The sequence below is a fragment of the Alistipes sp. ZOR0009 genome (assembly GCF_000798815.1).
Lineage (GTDB): Bacteria > Bacteroidota > Bacteroidia > Bacteroidales > ZOR0009 > Acetobacteroides.
The window spans coordinates 1-15,081 of the sequence record NZ_JTLD01000041.1 but is presented as its reverse complement, the minus strand read 5'-3'; the positions used below and the strand labels follow the sequence as shown (position 1 = coordinate 15,081).

Here is a 15,081-nt window from a genome sequence, read left to right as displayed (position 1 = left end):
AGTAATGCACTCAAGACCTCCAAGATCTTGCTGCTACATATAGGTGTTTCATACTCCAGTAAAAACCAATATATAATGAAAACATCAATCATCCTTAGCACTCTCTGTGCGTTACTCTTATCCTCCTGTGCCACTATCCCTATGCAAACGGTAGCACTTAATGATAGCATTATGGTAGAGGGGAAAAGAATGCACAACCTCAACATCATGCTTACCAATAAGCTTTTTAATGAAAAAAGGCTACGTATAGACGACTTCATAAAAAACACCTACACGCCCACTTTTATTAACCAATTTGTAACGTTAATCCCCAGTAATGTAGATATAAAGCAGGAACTCCCCAGCATTATCTCCAGCATTATTCCTAAGATAAACCAGCGTCGCGACTCGATGCAAAATGCGTTAGAAGTTAACAGAATCAAAATTACAGATAAGCTAAACCAAGACTACCTCACCTACATTGAAGCCTGCAGCAGCTTAAAACGGCTACTAGAATCATCTATAAAAGTTGATAATAGCAGAAAACAGCTGCTAAACCAAACAACAGCATTAACAGGTAGTCCCATCGATTTTGATAAAATAGAAAAGACCATAGACCGTTTTATAACTAAAGCAGGAAATGTCGGACAAAATATTACCGACTTGAATGATGACATCAATAAACTAATATCAAAATAAAACTACCATCATGACAGATTGGGATGACATTGCCAACCAAGCAGCAAAAGCTACTGACGAGCAGCTGGCCAACCAAATAGCCAGCCTCAGTCAGCTTAATGATACCGAAATACAGAAAATTGTTCAGCAAACTGGTATCAGCAAAAAAGATATGCAGAAGATTTTAAAAGTTGTAAACGACGCATCGTTAAGCAACGAGGAAAAAGCAAATTCGATTAAAAATATCGGGAATGGCATTAACATACTTGCTGCCATTGCAAAAAAACTTCTCTAAATCAATAAAATCCACGTAAAAGGTATTTCGGCGCATGCCTTTTACGTTGGATTAACCTACTAAAATATTGACAGCTTCGTATGCGTGGTAAAACGCTCCAAAAATTTTATGCCCCTATATGAGTTACCCTTATCATTTAACTTCGGGCTCCAGACTCCTATCGTGTACCGGTTTGGATGAATCGCAATAATACCTCCTCCAACACCACTCTTCCCGGGTAACCCAACCTTAAAGGAGAACTCTCCTGACTCATCATAAAAGCCACATGTTTGCATTAAAGCGTTTATACGCTTAGTTTGGCTCCCATTCAGGATTTCCGTACCATCCAACTTCCGTCCTCCATTAGCCAAAAACAAGAACGTATGTGTCAGCTCACGTCCGTCCATCTCTAGCGAGCATAGATTGAAGTAAAAGTCGAGAACTTCCATCGGATCATTCTTAATGTTGCCAAAAGATTTGATAAAATGGCATAACGCTATATTACGATATCCAACAGATTGCTCCGACTCGGCAATTACCGACGAATAATCCAAAGTTGGGTTATCGGATAAATCTCGTATGTATGTTAGAAAGTCTTCTTTGGGATTATCAAGCAAAGTGATAAGAATATCACAAATCACCAATGCTCCTGCATTAATAAATGGATTTCGAGGAATTCCTTTGTCCGCCTCCAGCTGAACTAACGAGTTGAAAGAAGTCCCAGAAGGCTCAACCCCCAGTCGACCCCAAATACGTTCACCCAACTTCTTATAGGCCAGACTTAAGGATAAAACTTTTGCAATACTCTGTATCGAAAATCTTTGGCAGCAATCCCCCACTCCAACATTTTCCCCGTCAATAGTAGACAAGTGAACCCCGAAATTATCTGGATTTACCTTCGCCAGTTCTGGGATATAGGTAGCCAGCCTTCCACTATTCTCTTCGCCTATTACCGATTCGTAAATTTCTTCTACGATTTCCTTATATCTCATTTACGTCCGTTTTGTAGATTGCGAATTTAGAAAAGTCAGCGCCAAAATATTTAAAAATGACATATTAATAACAGCCATTTGCTCGTTTCTACATCACAACTGCTCGTTTTTTGCAATTTCATCAAGGCTATCACTAAAAAAATAGAATCAGCACACCTCTACGTCATCAGCATCTGAGCCGAGATTGCATAAAAAAGTCTTAGGAAATTATTATCCCTAAGACTTATAGTTTATGCTTTATTTGAAAAAGTTATAACCTCATCATGATAATCGATTACAATCTCATCATCTCGCTCAACAACGCCTCCCAGTATTTGCTTTGATAGCTCATTTACAATATACTTTTGGATTGCCCTCTTTATAGGTCGAGCCCCAAACATTGGGTCAAAACCAACATCGGCAATATAGTCTACAGAACGATCGGTAAACTCAATCTTTATTCCATTTTCGCCAAGCATTTTAGCAACAGAATTAAGCTGCAGCAGAACAATCTCTCGAATCTCCTTGTGGTTTAACGGAGTAAACATTATCAGATCATCAATTCTGTTAATAAACTCGGGACGAATGGTTTGCTTAAGCAGCTCAACCAGCTCGACTTTCGTTTGCTCCGCAATCAGCCGTCTCTTATCTTCAGAAATATTAGCGAACCGCTCCTGAATAAGATGAGAGCCAATATTCGATGTCATTATGATAATCGTATTCTTAAAATTGACAGTACGCCCCTTATTATCCGTCAATCTCCCGTCATCCAATACTTGCAGAAGAATGTTAAACACATCGGGGTGTGCTTTTTCTATCTCATCAAGAAGAATAACAGAGTAAGGCTTTCTTCGAACCGACTCGGTCAGCTGTCCACCTTCGTCGTAGCCTACATATCCAGGAGGCGCTCCGATAAGCCTTGAGACCGAATGCTTTTCCATGTACTCCGACATGTCAATGCGGGTAATCATATTCTCGTCATTAAATAGAAAGTCTGCAAGAGCCTTAGCCAACTCCGTTTTCCCAACACCCGTAGTTCCCATAAAAATAAAAGAACCAATCGGACGTTTTGAATCCTGTAAACCAGCGCGACTACGTCTGACGGCATCAGCGACAGCCTCTATAGCCTCATTTTGCCCCACCAACCGCTTATGCAATTCAGACTCCATATTAAGAAGCTTAACACGTTCGCTTTGCACCATTTTGGCTACAGGAATTCCAGTCCATTTAGAGACAACTTCTGCAATATCTTCCGAATCAACCTCCTCCTTAATAAGGGCATCATTGCGTTGACGCTCTTTAAGCGTTTCCTTAAATCTTTCTATCTGGTCATTTACCTCCTTTACCCTGCCATAACGAATTTCGGCAACTTTAGCATAATCACCTAAACGCTCTGCTTCCTGCGCTTGAAAATTCAAATCCTCTAGTTCAATCTTTTTATGCTGAATTTTATCTATTAGCCCTTTCTCCTCCTGCCACTTAGAACGAAGTACCGCCCGTTGCTCTGAAAGGTTTGCAATTTCTTCGTTCAAGTCGTTGACCTTTCGAGTATCACCTTCTCTTTTTATTGCTTCTCTTTCAATTTCGAGTTGCCGAACACGTCGATCTAGCTCATCGATATTTTCAGGAACAGAGTTCATCTCCAAACGAAGCTTAGCAGCAGCCTCATCAATTAAGTCGATAGCCTTATCTGGCAAAAAACGATTGGTAATATAGCGATAAGAGAGTTCAACAGCAGCAATAATAGCATCATCCTTTATTCTCACTTGGTGATGATTTTCATAGCGCTCTTTTAAGCCTCGAAGAATAGAAATTGCATCAGGAGCCGTAGGCTCATCTACCATTACCGTCTGAAAACGCCGCTCCAACGCCTTATCTTTTTCAAAATATTTCTGGTACTCATCAAGCGTAGTCGCACCAATCGATCGCAGCTCACCTCGGGCAAGTGCCGGCTTAAGAATATTAGCGGCATCCATTGCTCCTTCGCTTTTCCCTGCGCCTATCAAGGTATGGATCTCGTCAATAAAAAGAATAACCTCTCCTTCCGAAGTCGTCACATCTTTTACGACACCCTTTAATCGCTCTTCAAATTCACCCTTATACTTAGCACCAGCAATGAGCGCCCCCATATCTAGAGAGTAAATCTGCTTAGATTTCAAATTTTCAGGAACATCACCACTAATAATACGGTGTGCAATGCCTTCGGCAATAGCCGTTTTGCCAACACCAGGTTCTCCAACTAAGATTGGATTATTCTTTGTACGCCTCGATAGAATTTGAAGCACACGTCGAATCTCCTCATCACGACCAATAACAGGGTCGAGCTTACCAGATCGAGCCATATCGTTTAAGTTGATCGCATATCGTCCAAGAGCATTGAACGTTTCTTCTGCCGACGGATTATCGACAGAGGCACCTTTTCGTAACTCTTTGATTGCTGCTATAAGTTCCTTTTCGACAACGCCATTATCCTTAAGAAGCTTAGAAACGTTATCCCCAACATCTAAAATGCCCAACAACAAATCTTCAACAGAAATGTACTGATCACCCAATTTTTTGGCGTAATCCATTGCCCTACTAATTGCTTTATTAGCATAGTTACTTAACGAAGGTTCTCCTGCTCCTGTTACCTTAGGATACTTACCCAAAATCTCTGCAAGACCTCTCTCAATTGCGTACTGATTTGCACCAACTTTGCGCAATAAAAACCCTGTGATACTTTCACTTTGAGACATTAGCCCTTGCAACACATGTCCCGATTCTATAATTTGGTTGTTATTAGCCGCGGCAACCTCAATTGCATGCTGAATAACCTCCTGTGCCTTAATTGTAAAATTATTAAAGTTCATTTCAATGTTCCTCCTATCGGCTAAACCTTCAATAAATTTGCCAACTAGCATTTTGTGCCATTTTTTCCGAAAGCGCACCATCTTTATGTCATTTTTTCAGCATATTCTAAATACAATCTACAACTAATACGTAGCATCTAGTTGAAAATATCCAGATTATCACCTAATTTAGCATATCAAACGACTCGAACTATGAGAAGATGGATTCGGTGGAGCCTAAGGCTACTTATTTTTTTAATCTTTGTATCTCTTCTAATTTATATTTTCATGCCCTCCGCCCTTATTTTAAGGGAGAGCGTTATTTTTAATTGCCCACCTCGAGTTGTTTACCAGTATCTCGAAAATCCTAAACGATGGATCAGCCGAAGCGACTATTTTGTTCGCAACCAGCATAGGCTTGTTATAGATAGCACCAACATCAAGCAGCCAACCATCTACAGGTGGAGCAGTAAAAATGGAGACAAAGGATGGCTTCAGCTGAAAGAAAGTAAAAGATACGAAAATCTAACATTTAGCATCAGCTACCACCCTTTTTCAGAAGGAGAAATTGTATTCAATTTAATAAATCAACGAGAAAAAACACAGGTAAACGCCTCCGTTTATATTGATTTACCGAACTCTATCTGGCTCAAATTTAAGGTGTACATATCCTACTACTTTATCCGCAAAGATTTTCGAAGAGATTTGCAATCTGCTGTAATGGACTGCAACTTAAACAACTCAACAGTTATTTACGAAGTAAAAAGCGGAACGATTTCTGATTTCAGAGCTTTTATTCGTAAAAAATACGTTAGCAAGAAAGATGGGCAAGGCATAATGCAGGAACTGTTAAATCTACAGAAGGTTGTTCCCCAAAAAAACGTCGCTGGCCTCCCCTACATTCAGTTCTCTACAAGTCCAATTGACGACACATTAAAAGTTATCACAGGATTCCCTGTAAAAAACGGAGAAATTCAACGTATCCCCAATGCAATACTAGCCCTTTTTACCGGATCAAAAACACTTTACGCGAGATATCGCATTGGTGAAAATATTGAAGACATTTACAACCAGCTCATCTATGAAGCGAATAAGCAAGGTCTGCTTGCGGATGGCTATCCCATTATTTTTCTAGATTTAAAAAAGCAAAAAGCAACGATGCATCTACCTGTTACCAAATAAAAAAAAGAGGAGCTAACCACAACTCCTCTTTTTCAATTAATCGACTTAAACCTTTATATTGATCTTTTAAGGTTCCTTGGACGAACTTTCACAAGTTCTAATGAGGACCTAATACTTTAATTCTTTATCATGCTACATACATATAGATGCAAGAAAGAGTAAAATTCCACACGACCATATCACTTTTTTTTATCCTTTTCCTAAAAAACAAGCAAATAAAATCACAAATAGCTAATCAACAACCTCATAACACCTATTTTATATTCAACAAAAAAAATAGAAACTATATGTGTTACTCAAGTGCAAATTTCACAGGTAAAGTAAACTTAACCTTTACGGGTTTTCCTCTTTGATACCCAGGTTTCCAATCTGGAGATTTGCGAAGAACACGAACCACCTCGTTATCTAACGAGGAATCAACTCCTCGTACAACTTTAACCCCTTCTATCTTACCCGTTTTGCCTACAACAAATTCCACCAGCACAGTCCCGAAAATATTGTTTTCCCTTGCTGTTTCAGAATACACAACGTTGCTTAAAACATACTTTTGAAAAGCTTCCAAACCGCCATTCCCAAAAGTGGGCATTTCCTCAACCACAATAAAAGGCTCATCAGTATCATCAACAATATCATCCGTAATTTTTGGACTATACGAAGTTATAGGAATCGGCTCCTTCCCCCCTTCAGCATCTACCATTAACACATTATCAAGATGAACATCGTTAGATACTATTTTGATCTCATCAGAAAAGACGGCAAGATGCGGTAATTCTGACGTACTAGTAGGTGTTTCTGTTATCGGAATTAAGTCCGAAATATTTTCTACTGAAGAATTGATAATCCAACTAGATGCTGTATTGCTTTCTTTAAAATTCCATTCAAACGCAACTATCGAAATAGCCAGAGCAACACACAAGCCCACTTCTAGAAATAGAACCTTGAGATGTTCTAAGTCTGCTCCATAAGTCTTTTTTGCCAACATAACTTCTTGTTTTTAAAATTAAACTTGTAGATGGGCGCCCTTACTATTAGGATGCGGAAGAACTAAAAATTGCATAAATTATTTGGTATATTTTTTTAGCTTTGTATAAAAATAATTCGGTTGTTCCTAAAAAAAGTTCATAAGCTCGATAATGCAACACGTCAGAACTTAACAAAACTAGCTGACGATGAACTTTTGCAATCCCTAACGAAGGATAATTACGGGGATATCGTGAACGAAATTTTCAACCGCTACTCACATATTCTATACGGGGTATGCTATAAATACCTAAAAAATACAGAAGAGAGTAAAGACGCCGTACAATCAATCTTTGAGAAGATATTTATTGATTTGAGTAACCATACGGTGAAAAACCTTAAATCGTGGCTATTTGTAGTTGCCAAAAACTACTGCCTGATGCATATTCGTAAGCGACAACTTGATCTAAAAGAACTAACACCCGAAAGTACTACAAACGTACTTTACAAGCTATACCAAGAAGAGTTGGGACAAAAGATTGATGACGAGGTAGCCGAAGACCAAATATCAAAAATGCTCGCACTCATGGAAAAGCTATCGAGCCAACAAGGCATCTGCCTAAGCCTAATGTATCTCGAAGATAAATCATACAAAGAAATTGCTGATATAACCGGATTTGGGATGAACGAAGTGAAAAGTCATATCCAAAATGGCAAGCGTAACCTCCGAAAACTACTTACCGATGGCTATGAACAATAATCAGCGCAACCTCTTTACAGCATCAGGATGCCTAAGCACTGACACGTTCGAGCGCTTAGCGAAAGGAGGACTGACTCCTGATGAATACAGCCTAGCGAAGGCCCACATCGCTAGCTGCGAGCTATGTGCATTAGCATACGAAGGTCTAACCGAGGTTGATTTAGATAAGGTAAATAGCGACTTAGAAGAAGTAAAACGTAGGCTGCAGGTTATTCGTCCCCTTGATTTCATGCCCGAAAAAAAGGGATTGCGCATAAAACTGAGAGTTAAACTCATTACCTTTAGCATTATGGCGGCTATAGCAGCAACCATTTTACTAATAGCAGATTGGCCGTCTACAAAACCCGTAACGCCATCGATTCAAAACGAAAACGCATTACCATTTAGGCTTGAGGTTAAAGATACCTCTAATGCAAGGCTGATAAATAAATGTTCTGACAAGAAAAACAAGTGGGAGCAAAAACTCAAGAAGCAAAGAAAAATAAAAGAACAACTAAATAACGAGAAAATAGATTCTTTGCCATAAAATCAGCAAGCATCATTAAACAACGCTACCAAAGTAACATCACTTTAAAAATTTAGAAGGAAATCGTTGTAAAAATTTCCTTCTTTTTTGTACCCTTCTTTAAAAACATCCGACCAACAAGGCTTCCCACCCCAACAAGCGATTTCCAGCTGTCATTAAAGCACATATTTACGGTAAATACCTCTTTTTGAAAAACAGGTATTTACACTGTTGGATACCCTTATCAATTAGGAGATATTTATAAGGAACAAAAAAGAAAGATTGTATGAAAACTATTACATCTTTCAAATTAAGCCTTTTACATTATTAAAATTTTCACTTATGGAAACTGGAATGTTTTTACTTCCTCTAATTGCAGGAACAGGTAAGATGGGTGCTATTAGCATAAACTTCAACCTTGGAGTGTCTACACCAAACCGCAAAGTCGGTGGAGTTGCACGTGCCTTTCAATCAACCAACCCTCCTCTAGATGTTCACTTTGATGTTAATGGAGACTTTACCTACATGACAGTGATGCCTCAAAACACTCACATCCTTGTTGTTCTTGAAGGTAATAATGAGTTTAAAGGACGCATTGTTCTTGAGTCGAACTGGCAAAGTGGAACCGGATCTTTCTCTTTTATCGATAACAGTGGAAAACGGCATAGTCTAGAGAATGTTCCTGTAAAACTTGCTCAAGTAAATCAACCACAAGCAGCAAAGGCCAACTAACGTTTTCTTTTCGGTTAATTAAAAGGTTCTAATATAAAAAAGAGGATGCTTGTAAAAAGTTCATCCTCTTTTTGATTATCAGGACAGGGATAGATTGCCAATCCCTGTCCTGATTAATATAAATATTCGCTAGATTACTGAGCAATCTTAAATGTCCAAGCCCACTGGCAAGGCACTTCATTGTAACGGATACCAGTTACATCAATTACCATCTTCCCGTTTTCATACGTCCAAGGTAGCACTCCATCTCTTCCCAACAGAGTTACTTTCGCATTTGATGCTGGTGAAGGAATGTTTAATACGAGCTTATCCTCTGGCCATTCTAAAGCAATCGCATAAATATTCCCCTTGTTGCTAGTATAGCAAAGAGTAGTCTTTTTGGATGAATACACCGCTTTTAAGCCATCTCCTGTAGCAGAAATTTCTGTAGCAAGAGCCTCTTGAGGTACAATTTGACGAGATTGATGTTTTGATTGCCAGTAAAGGAAAGCATGTGCATTTTGTTTGCTTTCAAAGTATTCCACCTTAATGGCATATTTCACCCCTGCTTTAAGCTTAATCTGACCACCTTTGGCTGCCCCTTTTTGGCGATCCATTACGCTACCTTCCTTTTCGGTAGAGGTATTTCCCCATTGATCAACAACCAGCTGGTTGTTAACCCAAACACGAATGCCATCGTCGGCAACAGCCTCAAAACGGTAGCTTTCGCTATACTTAGGCGTAATAAAACCTTCCCATTTAGCCGTAAAATCATCCTCCTTTATTCCTTTTATGGGAGAATTACGAACCCAATCGAAGTTAATTGTAGAGTCTACTCTTGTAACAGTAACGTCCTTCTCCTCTATTGTCTTTGTAAAAGCTCTAGAGCCATAAATAGCCTCTCCATTCACCTTCAGCCAAGAACCGAGCTGAAGTAAACGCTCCTGCTGAAGCAACGGAATTTGTCCATCGGCAGCCGGACCAACATTCAATGTCATTCCACCGCCATTAGCAACTGCCATTACAAAGAAGTGAATTAAATCTTCGGGGGTGAGGTAAGCGTCAATGGTTTCATTTCTGTTTAAACCAAAGCTACGGCCCATTCCACGACACTCAGCCCAAGGGCGATTAGGGCTATGAATTCCAGAACTATATTCAGGAGTTAGAAAGCCATAATCACTTCCACCTCCCCAGCGGTTGTTTACAATGGCTTCGTCTCCAACCGTATTAAAATACCACGAGATTAGTTCTGGAGCCTTCCAAGTTGCTCCCGAATGATCCCATTCACCATCGGTAAAGACCAACGATGGCTTGTAGGTAGATATTAACTCCTTAAATTGAGGCACCATGTGCTTTTCTACATACTCATTCACCTTTGTACCTGGATCGGTTCCCCAACGATACAAAGGGCTATTCCATTCGGGTAACGAGTAGTATAAACCAAACTTAATATCCGTATTTTTGCGAATAGCCTTCTCCAGCTCACCCACAATGTTTCGCTTTGGACCTGTTTCCAAACTATTCCAACCTGGGGCATACTTGCTCGGCCATAAACAGTAGCCATCATGATGCTTAGACACCAAAATTATATACTTTGCTCCAGCCTTTTGAAACAGATCCGCCCATTGGTTGGCATCAAAAAGTTCGGCCTTAAACAAGTTCTTATACTGTTCATAGGTAAAATTCTCGCCAAATACCCGCTTCTGAAAGTTTATACGCGCAGTATCATTTGTCATTAACCCTCGCAAAAACCATTCGGCGTACTGCTCTTTGGTCGACCATGAGGGTACAGAATATAATCCCCAGTGAATAAAGATTCCCAACTTAGCATCATTGAACCAAGCTGGATACGAACGGGTGTTTAACGATTCCCATGTCGGCTCATAGATCTTTTGTTGTGCTACAACCTGCAGGTTTGTCAAAAGAATAAAAGCGAGCCAAAACAAAAATTTAGTCTTTCTCATTTCTTTGTACTTAAGTGATTAAACTTCCCCCGTAGGGAAATATGGTGGTTGAAATTATTTGGGTTTGTATCTAAACGAGGCTGCATCTTATCAATCGCAAATACAGGTTAAGCCTCCTCTTATTGTATCAACAAAGATACAACAAGGAGCATATCATTTTATACCAGACAAGTAGAAAAACAGGTAATTATAAAACATGCAAAAAGTAGAGAAAACGGACATCAATGTGGCTACATAAGCATCATGTTCTCAATATATGAAATACCCAAAGGTTTCTGAGCATACCCTTTATGAACCAAATGTGCTTGTTTCCTTTGTATCCTAATACAACTAGAGGTAAAGCAACCTCAAATTACACACCGACATCCAGCAGCCAAAACCAATCCAACTACGCCTAAAGTAGGCCATCTCCGAGAATAAAGAAATTGAATACACCGCACATGCAAATAAGAGCAACTAAAAAACATCCAATACCCCATTACAAAAAAACGGCAACCCCTTATAGGATTACCGTTTCATTACATATAGTAGCTTAAGCTTTATTAGAGTTAGCAGATCAACGCGAGGTTCTATTTAATTGTCCAATAAAACAAAGGGCACCAATAGCCAGCGCTTTTGCTGAAACAGAGTTTAATTAGGGCCAACGCAAAAATCTCGGAAGTCGGTACCTTTGGTAAGATATTTGGCCGAGATATTTACGCTACTTTTTGAGCCGTAATTTGGATTAGCATGAATTAGGTAAGGATAGATCTTTTTCGTTTCGCCATCTACTACTCCGTTTGCAAATCCAATATACTCCCCAGTTCTAGGGTAAATTCTTCCTCCGCGAGTGTTTTCGTAGCGAATATCCTTAACGAAGTTTTTAATCTTTCCAGTCTCGATGTCAAGCTTTGCCAACATATGATCATCATCTTGAAACACATAACCATTGCCTGCTGCATCCATCGTAAAGTCTCGGAAGTTTGTTCCTTTCAATAGGTATTCAGCCGGAATGCTAACATACTTTACTTGACCCGTTTTTACATTAACACGAACAATAGCAGGAGCAGATTTACCGGTTGCAGTATCCTTCAGATCGTTTTCGAAACCAACGTACTCCTCTGTTTTCTGGCAGTACATGGCTCCTCTGGTATTTTCACCGTAGCGGATGTCCTCACCAATGTAGGTAAGCTCTCCCGTTTCGATATTAACCTTAGCCAGCTTCTTTATATTATAATGAAATACGTATCCGTTGCTTTCGCTATCCATGGCAAAATCCCTGAAATCGGCTCCCTTAGCGAGAAACTTCTCAGGAATAGTTACGTACTTAACCGCTCCCGTTTTCACATTAATTCGAACTAAAGTGGGAGTTACCTTTCCGGTTGCGCCATCCTTCACTCCATTCTCGAATCCTATGTACTCCTGCGTTTTTATGCTGTAGGCGCTACCACAGGTATTTACTCCATACTCTATGTTCTCCCCAATGTAGGTTAACGTCCCCTTTTCGATATTTATTCGAGCAAGTTTCTTCTCATTATTATGAAAAATAAAAAGATCGAACGAAGGCACCGTAAAAGAGGCTACCTTATAGATGTCGCTTCCTTTTAGCGTTATCTTTACCAAGCCCGAAATGGCCTTATCGGGAACCACCACCTTTATGAAGGCAGGATCGGCTTCCACAACCTCGCCCGTTACGCCATTAAAGGTTACCTCTATCTCCGCTTTGTTAACACCAAAGTCTGTCCCTTTAATGGTTAAGGTATCGCCCACTGCACCACTTAAAGCATCTATAACCTCTACTTTGGGAGGCGTAAAAGACCCCGTATTTTCCGTTTTTGAACAGGCGCCAAGCAGCAGCAACATTAAAGCAACTACGGCAAACCTTGTAAAGTAACAATCCAATAGCGATAAATTGAACTTGCCAGCAGCACCAAATAAACGTAATGGTTTCATAAACCTTTTGTGTGTTTATTATTGAATAATTACATCTTTATCATATCACCATGTTTTCTTATCAGGCCCCTTCCCCTTTATAGAACAGCCAATCTAACAGAACAACTTCCACCTCGTCAACAGGAAGAACGCGTAAAATGCCCTAGCTAGCAGATACATCATCATGCCAATAGATCCTCATAAAGTACGAGAAAAGAATCCCAACAGAAAACTCAACACCCCACCGCAAGCCCATCAATAAGAATTCTGTACAAAGCCTCCCAACAAAGAAGAGAGCAGGTAAGAACCGAAATAAATGGCTGCAGTAAGATTTCGATCAAAAATAGCAGAATTTAGCATAAGTTCCGCCCCCAACTGGCAGAAATGTATGCAAAAGTGAGCCTATTCGATCGTACGACCATTGCTGCCAAAATAAATGAAAGGAAAAGAGGATATATCCATTAGAAAACTGAGCGGCGTGGGGTGCTAATGAAATGCGCTACAACTGAAATCGAAAACGCCACAAGGCGTTCTAAATGCAGGCAAACGGCTGGCTAGCTAGAAAAGAAGCACGCCGAACAGAAAACATAACCATACACCCATAAAGCAAAGGAGGCACCTGGTGGTGCCTCCTTTTTATATCGCTAAAATTAAGCCTTCTTTACAAATTCAGACTTTAGGTACATTGCGCCAATGCCATCAATCTTGCAGGCAATATTATGGCCATCGCTGCTATCTACTAGGCGGATGTTCTTAACCTTAGTACCAGCCTTAATACCCGATTGAGAACCCTTTACCTTAAGATCCTTTACTACGGTAACCGAGTCGCCATCGGCAAGAGCGTTTCCGTTAGCATCCAGAACCACGCTTGCAGCGGCTTCATTAGCGGCAGCCTCAGCCAATTCCGTAGGATCCCACTCGTGAAAGCAGTCGGGGCAAACCCAAAGGTTCATATCTTGGTAGGTATTCTCCGAATTACATTTTGGGCACTTTTGTTCGTTACTCATTTTAGTGTTTTTATTGATGATTTGCTCCTCCCCTGCACCTCAAGCGGTAAGGAATAACACGCCAAAGATAGCGTTTTCTTTGTTAATCAGACAAAAACGAACACAACCATCTGATTACAAATGCGTAATAAGTAAAAACACAACAACTAGCACACTATAATAAATTTTAAAAATTTGTTAACAAACACTATTCAATGCAAACATAATGATGCTAAATTTGTGCTCGAATTATTATAGAAAACCATAAACATTAACTATTGCAACTCCAATTCTAATGGGTATACACCTCTCCAGAATAGCTTCTATATCTGTTTTTGGTTATTCGGTTAATATGCTAGTCAAACAAATACTATAAAAAACATTACAGCATAAATTGTAAGCTACCAAAACAAAAGTATGAACGAAAATAAACCAAAAGCAAAGCATCTATCCGCCAAAACTTACCCGCTAATTCTCAAAAGAACGAAATTAACCAGCCCTAAAAACGGGGACTTTCAAAAACAATCGGATGTTGCACCAAGCAACAACCTACCCTATCTAAAATAAATGCTGCATTTAAAACTATCAAACCTTACCAAATGCAGCCCACACATACTACAACAAAAATCTATGACTATGAAATTTAAAAATTTAGCCATTCTGATGGCTTGCTTTCTAATGTTCAGCTGTTCGAAAGATGAAACAGTAGAAACGAAAGAGGTTAAGCGCGACATTAAGTTCAACGTCTCCTCCTTTAATCAGGAGATAACAGACATTTCGTACACCAAATCGCTTGGAGAAACAGTTGGGTACCTAAACTACATGGTATTTAACAGCTCGGGATCGCTGGTAAAAGAAGTTACCCAAACGAAATCCGACGCAAACTTTGGAGTTATATCCGATCAGCTGGCAGCAGGAAGCTATACCATTATCTTCATTGGTACAAAGCAAAAGCCAAACCATATTAACACGACAAGCCTCAACGAAAACTCCATCTACTACACCCAAGATCTAGCATCCATCTACGATTCGTTCTACAAAAAGGTTGTAATCACTGTTGATAAGAACAACATCGCTCAAAATGTAGTGCTAGACAGATTTGTATCATACGTAGAGGTGGTTCTGTCTGACGTAATGCCAAGCTACGTAAAAAAGGTGAACGTAAATATTGAAAATGAGGCGTCCTTCTTCTATTTTAATAGTGGCGAAACGTCCAACTTTTTCTTTAGCGCAAACTTTGAAAAGGAAGTTACCACTGCAGACGTTGGAAAGCCAAACTTTACGGTAGGCAACTTCTCCCTAAACACAAAGACTCCGCTCACAATCAACATTAAGGCATACGATGTGGACAATAAAGTGATTGCAGAAAAAA

The 15,081-nt window shown here is 39.7% G+C and carries 13 protein-coding genes; 7 read left to right on the top strand and 6 right to left on the bottom strand.

Annotation, left to right across the window (positions count from 1 at the left end; all coding sequences use genetic code 11):
• The first annotated feature begins 75 nt into the window (after positions 1–75).
• Together L990_RS12195 and L990_RS12190 are read left to right on the top strand one after the other, a co-directional pair.
• A complete protein-coding gene (locus L990_RS12195) occupies positions 76–678 on the top strand; it encodes a hypothetical protein (RefSeq protein WP_156121534.1) in 603 nt (200 codons plus the stop codon).
• A gap of 10 nt (positions 679–688) precedes the next feature.
• On the top strand, positions 689–952 hold the full coding sequence (locus L990_RS12190) for a hypothetical protein (protein WP_047449638.1): 264 nt from the start codon (positions 689–691) through the stop codon (positions 950–952).
• A 59-nt stretch (positions 953–1,011) separates the two neighbouring features.
• Here the strand turns inward: L990_RS12190 and L990_RS12185 are convergent, their stop codons facing one another.
• Positions 1,012–1,923 (bottom strand): glutaminase, encoded by a 912-nt coding sequence (locus L990_RS12185; RefSeq protein ID WP_047449635.1) that lies wholly within the window; start codon positions 1,921–1,923, stop codon positions 1,012–1,014.
• Positions 1,924–2,153: 230 nt separating this feature from the next.
• Positions 2,154–4,751 carry an ATP-dependent chaperone ClpB gene (gene clpB / locus L990_RS12180; protein WP_047449679.1) on the bottom strand — a complete coding sequence of 866 codons (2,598 nt, stop codon included), beginning with the start codon at positions 4,749–4,751 and terminating at the stop codon, positions 2,154–2,156.
• 192 nt (positions 4,752–4,943) lie between these two features.
• On the opposite strand from clpB, the gene L990_RS12175 reads away from it, so the two are divergent.
• Positions 4,944–5,912 (top strand): hypothetical protein, encoded by a 969-nt coding sequence (locus L990_RS12175; RefSeq protein WP_156121533.1) that lies wholly within the window; start codon positions 4,944–4,946, stop codon positions 5,910–5,912.
• 292 nt (positions 5,913–6,204) lie between these two features.
• Here L990_RS12175 and L990_RS12170 read toward each other — a convergent pair whose 3' ends face one another.
• Positions 6,205–6,894 carry an energy transducer TonB gene (locus L990_RS12170; protein ID WP_047449629.1) on the bottom strand — a complete coding sequence of 230 codons (690 nt, stop codon included), beginning with the start codon at positions 6,892–6,894 and terminating at the stop codon, positions 6,205–6,207.
• Positions 6,895–7,014: 120 nt separating this feature from the next.
• On the opposite strand from L990_RS12170, the gene L990_RS12165 reads away from it, so the two are divergent.
• The 3 genes from L990_RS12165 to L990_RS12155 all read left to right on the top strand — a co-directional run bounded on the left by L990_RS12165 (position 7,015) and on the right by L990_RS12155 (position 8,869).
• Positions 7,015–7,632: an RNA polymerase sigma factor gene (locus L990_RS12165; protein ID WP_052180975.1), complete on the top strand. Its 618-nt coding sequence runs from the start codon at positions 7,015–7,017 to the stop codon at positions 7,630–7,632.
• Positions 7,622–8,158, top strand: a complete 537-nt coding sequence (locus tag L990_RS12160; RefSeq protein WP_197057279.1) for a hypothetical protein — start codon at positions 7,622–7,624, stop codon at positions 8,156–8,158. The genes L990_RS12165 and L990_RS12160 overlap by 11 nt, the downstream gene beginning before the upstream one ends.
• Before the next feature lie 321 nt (positions 8,159–8,479).
• The gene (locus tag L990_RS12155) at positions 8,480–8,869 is read left to right on the top strand and encodes a DUF1842 domain-containing protein (protein ID WP_052180974.1); all 390 of its coding nucleotides are present in this window, start codon (positions 8,480–8,482) and stop codon (positions 8,867–8,869) included.
• Positions 8,870–9,003: 134 nt separating this feature from the next.
• On the opposite strand, the gene L990_RS19295 is transcribed toward L990_RS12155, so the two are convergent.
• The 3 genes from L990_RS19295 to L990_RS12140 all read right to left on the bottom strand — a co-directional run bounded on the left by L990_RS19295 (position 9,004) and on the right by L990_RS12140 (position 13,730).
• Positions 9,004–10,812: an alpha-L-fucosidase gene (locus tag L990_RS19295; protein WP_081981700.1), complete on the bottom strand. Its 1,809-nt coding sequence runs from the start codon at positions 10,810–10,812 to the stop codon at positions 9,004–9,006.
• Positions 10,813–11,442: 630 nt separating this feature from the next.
• Positions 11,443–12,744 (bottom strand): IPT/TIG domain-containing protein, encoded by a 1,302-nt coding sequence (locus tag L990_RS12145; protein ID WP_047449623.1) that lies wholly within the window; start codon positions 12,742–12,744, stop codon positions 11,443–11,445.
• A gap of 629 nt (positions 12,745–13,373) precedes the next feature.
• Entirely contained in the window at positions 13,374–13,730 is a 357-nt protein-coding gene (locus L990_RS12140; protein WP_047449620.1) for a zinc ribbon domain-containing protein YjdM, read from the bottom strand.
• A 615-nt stretch (positions 13,731–14,345) separates the two neighbouring features.
• Between L990_RS12140 and L990_RS12135 the strand changes: the two genes are divergently transcribed.
• Positions 14,346–15,081: FimB/Mfa2 family fimbrial subunit (locus tag L990_RS12135; protein ID WP_156121531.1), on the top strand; the 736-nt coding region annotated here is incomplete at its 3' end.

Bases quoted from the DNA above. Each gene is read 5' to 3' on its own strand.
- L990_RS12175 (WP_156121533.1), top strand. From the start codon at position 4,944: ATGAGAAGATGGATTCGGTGGAGCCTAAGGCTACTTATTTTTTTAATC.
- clpB (WP_047449679.1), bottom strand. From the start codon at position 4,751: ATGAACTTTAATAATTTTACAATTAAGGCACAGGAGGTTATTCAGCAT.
- L990_RS12195 (WP_156121534.1), top strand. From the start codon at position 76: ATGAAAACATCAATCATCCTTAGCACTCTCTGTGCGTTACTCTTATCC.
- L990_RS12190 (WP_047449638.1), top strand. From the start codon at position 689: ATGACAGATTGGGATGACATTGCCAACCAAGCAGCAAAAGCTACTGAC.
- L990_RS19295 (WP_081981700.1), bottom strand. From the start codon at position 10,812: ATGAGAAAGACTAAATTTTTGTTTTGGCTCGCTTTTATTCTTTTGACA.
- L990_RS12155 (WP_052180974.1), top strand. From the start codon at position 8,480: ATGGAAACTGGAATGTTTTTACTTCCTCTAATTGCAGGAACAGGTAAG.
- L990_RS12145 (WP_047449623.1), bottom strand. From the start codon at position 12,744: ATGAAACCATTACGTTTATTTGGTGCTGCTGGCAAGTTCAATTTATCG.
- L990_RS12185 (WP_047449635.1), bottom strand. From the start codon at position 1,923: ATGAGATATAAGGAAATCGTAGAAGAAATTTACGAATCGGTAATAGGC.
- L990_RS12140 (WP_047449620.1), bottom strand. From the start codon at position 13,730: ATGAGTAACGAACAAAAGTGCCCAAAATGTAATTCGGAGAATACCTAC.
- L990_RS12170 (WP_047449629.1), bottom strand. From the start codon at position 6,894: ATGTTGGCAAAAAAGACTTATGGAGCAGACTTAGAACATCTCAAGGTT.
- L990_RS12160 (WP_197057279.1), top strand. From the start codon at position 7,622: ATGAACAATAATCAGCGCAACCTCTTTACAGCATCAGGATGCCTAAGC.